The organism is Pedobacter sp. 01T416_2, from assembly GCF_056398925.1.
In genome coordinates this window covers 1-3,444 of record NZ_JBFTQI010000647.1, presented here as the reverse complement: position 1 = coordinate 3,444, position 3,444 = coordinate 1, and the positions used below count along the sequence as shown (strand labels likewise).

The following is a 3,444-nucleotide window of genomic DNA, read 5'->3' as shown; positions in this document are numbered from 1 at the left end:
GTTAATGTTCACCGTTATGTAGCCAAATACCTGGTTGGTGGCATGAGCAAGAAAAAACACCGCGAAAGCTTAAAAGAGCGGTTTAAAATCTTCACCAAATATTATGGTTTAGTACCGAATATCTTTAATCATCTTATCATTGCAGGTAATTTAGCTTTGTATTTTGTTAAGCACCGTAGAACGAACGACTAGATACTTTCTTTCGGGCGTCATTCTGAACTTGTTTCAGAATCTATCTAACTAAACAGTATTGATACCTTAAAAGATGCTGACCACGTAGTAGCTATTAGGCCATTAAAACATAATAAACCTCTAATAAAACAAGTTCAGCATGACGAGTGGACTAAGTCATAGTGCATTGCCTAATCTCAAATTTCTAAAAACAATAATTTCCCCGAACTGTCTTTAATACATTACCTATTAAAAATTTAAAGATTATGGGACAATTAAGTAACCGCACTATTGCTGTACTTACAGAAAGCGGATTTGAAGAAGTAGAATTAACCGAGCCAGTTAAAAGGTTAAAAGAAGAGGGCGCAACCGTTCACATTATCTCCTCAAAAAGTGGAAAAATAAAAGCCTGGGACCATGATCATTGGTCGATAGAAGTTGATGTAGACAAAACCATTTCTGAAGCAAATGCCGAAGATTATAATGGTTTGCTTTTACCGGGCGGTGTTATCAATCCTGATCAGCTTCGTGTTAACGAAGATGCGATAGCCTTTGTAAAGTCGTTCTTTGCCGATGGGAAACCAGTTGCGGCAATCTGTCATGGGCCACAAACCTTAATTAATGCAGATGTGGTTCAAGGCAGAAAAATGACCTCAGTAAAAAATATTTCACAGGATTTAATCAATGCAGGCGCACTATGGTCGGATGAGGAAGTAGTTGTAGACCAAGGTTTGGTTACGAGCCGTACACCAAAAGATTTACCTACTTTTAATGATAAAATTGTAGAGGAATTTGCCGAAGGTGTTCACGAAGGGCTGCATGCCTAAAAACTTTGGACGCTCTTTCTAGATTCACTCAAAAACGGTTGGCAAATTGTCAGCCGTTTTTATTTTAGTCTTTTTTGTGCCGTCAGATGTTACCATCTGACGGATAAATTTCTTTTGATTTTTCGTGTCGGATGGTAACATCCAACACCACTAAAATTACTTTTCATGTCAGATGGTAACATCTGACAGCACTTATAATTTAACCTGCCTAATAATATTTTTAATGTTCAATTCAATGATATCAGTCATGGTTTTACAGCGCAAATAATTTACATCCTTAAAATACTCACTCATACTCTGTTTTAGCAAAGCGATATTTTCCGGTGTGGTTAATTCTTCCTTATTAGAAACATCACGGAGATCGGTTAGACGGTGCCGTTCGCTTCTTACACGGTGCACAATAGACGAACGTTCTTCTTGTTGGTATTGAAGTACGGTTTTCTCCGTTAATTGCTCCATGCTCATTTTTACATAGGGCAAGTTCTCTTTAAAAAACTGGGGCAAATAAACCTTTAAATTCCCTTCGTAAAACTGTTGGTCGAAATCTATTGCACGGATACGAAACTGAATATCATCAAAATCGGGTGTAATCTGTACCACAAAATTATACGCTCGCATATCACCCAAAAGCATAATCAAACAACGTTCATTAAACTTTACGAACTCTTTTGCTATCCTGGTCGGATTAAACTCAGGTGTATATAATTGTCCTTTTGTAAAAACATCCCCCGGAATCCCCGCAATATGTTCTTCCACTAAGGTATTGCCATCAACAAGATAATTTACCTGATTGGGCGAAAGGATTTCTTCCATTTCCAGGCCATAAATCCGCGAAGCATCGGCTTTTTTAATATAGAAATAATCGTAAACATCATTTAAACGGTTTACAATGCGGATACGAAATGGATGGGTATTTCCGAAGGTGCAATATTCTATTTTATCAATGTATTTATGCTCCACAATCCGCAGATTGCCAGATGCTTTTAAGTTTGCATAAATTTCCTTTAAACCATCATGCAAAGTTTCAATTAAATCCTGTGCATAAATCGGCCCTTCCCAGAGCGAGTCCTTCCCAAACTTATCCATTAAAGGAAAAGCTTCGTTAAACTGCATTAAATCATTATAACCGATGGGCAATTTTGCTTCGCGCTGGTAAGTACGTAAATATTTCTGCAAAGCAGGCGTTACCGGAAAAATCGGCTTCTTTTTCGAAATTCTTACATCGTTATTTTCCATGTAGAGGCAATGTACTATTTTATAGAAATATGTATATTTTTTTTTACCACAAAGTTCACGAAGAAATATCACAGAGGAAACAGAGGATGGTTTAAATGTGAATTAATATTAGCCACAGAAGCACGGAACACATGCATATATTCTCTATTCCTGAGTTCGTAGCACGCAAAACAGTCAGCTTAACTCGTCTTTCTCTGTGAAAACTCGGTGTTCTCAGTGGTTATTAACCCCTCGGATAACTGAATGGCAATCCACTCAGATACCTGCTGATTTTTCTATAGGGATAATTCCCTGCGCCGTGATCGGCAAACTGAACAATAATGGTATTCGTTTTCGGATCGACATACAATCTTTGGCCGAGCATGCCTTCTGCAGCATAATCGCCATTATCACCTTCCTGTGGAACCCACCAAAGATAGTGATGGGCTGATTTTTGCCAGCCTTTTGCCGATGCAGGTTTTTCGGAACCTATATTTATCGATTGATTTACCCAGCTTTCTGGAACAATCTGTTTCCCCTTGTATTTGCCTTTATTTAAATATAATCGACCAATTTTGGCGAAATCGATAGCCGTAACCTGAAAGCGACTTGCAGTGTTTGTTAAACCGTTAACCTGATCTAATCCCCAAGTGGCGTTATACTGTGTTCCGATCTGTTTCCATACATTGGCTTCGAAATATTGCGCTACCGATTTACCAGTTGCCTTTTGCAAAACCCAACCCAATAAAATCGGATCGATACTTTTGTACTTCCAAACCGTGCCGGGTTTATTCACCAGTTTAACTTTCATCAATTGGGCTTCCATATCATCCGTATAATAATATTTGGCTTCATCAGAAAAAAATGCCTTAACAATCCCACCTACAGCATCCTGAAACTCCAGGCCGGATTTCATATCTAAAAGGTTTTTTAGTGTGATCTCTTGAAAAGCTGGATTTGATTTTAACTCGGGAATATATTCGGTTACTTTCTCGTTTAAACTTTTAATGCTATGATCATTTAATGCTTGTCCGATCATAATAGAAATCATGCTTTTGGCACCAGAAAAAATGGTAGTTAAGGTGCTATCACGATAACCTTTATCATATTTTTCGTATAAAACACTGTCATTCCTGATCACGATAAAAGCGTTGACCGCTCCATTTTTTAAATATTCTTTCAATGGAACAGATTGATTATTTCCATCCAGAACATGAAGTGTATCTAAATC

At 37.7% G+C, this 3,444-nt stretch carries 3 protein-coding genes and 1 pseudogene; 2 read left to right on the top strand and 2 right to left on the bottom strand.

Annotated elements, in window-relative coordinates; genetic code table 11:
* Together AC1DPQ_RS21760 and AC1DPQ_RS21755 are read left to right on the top strand one after the other, a co-directional pair.
* Positions 1-192 (top strand): annotated as a pseudogene (locus AC1DPQ_RS21760) (glycosyltransferase); the annotation flags it as partial.
* Positions 193-437: 245 nt separating this feature from the next.
* Positions 438-998, top strand: a complete 561-nt coding sequence (locus AC1DPQ_RS21755; RefSeq protein ID WP_477581915.1) for a type 1 glutamine amidotransferase domain-containing protein — start codon at positions 438-440, stop codon at positions 996-998.
* Positions 999-1,190: 192 nt separating this feature from the next.
* Here the strand turns inward: AC1DPQ_RS21755 and AC1DPQ_RS21750 are convergent, their stop codons facing one another.
* The gene (locus tag AC1DPQ_RS21750; protein WP_029275494.1) at positions 1,191-2,234 is read right to left on the bottom strand and encodes a hypothetical protein; all 1,044 of its coding nucleotides are present in this window, start codon (positions 2,232-2,234) and stop codon (positions 1,191-1,193) included.
* 223 nt (positions 2,235-2,457) lie between these two features.
* Positions 2,458-3,444: serine hydrolase domain-containing protein (locus AC1DPQ_RS21745; protein WP_477610850.1), on the bottom strand; the 987-nt coding region annotated here is incomplete at its 5' end.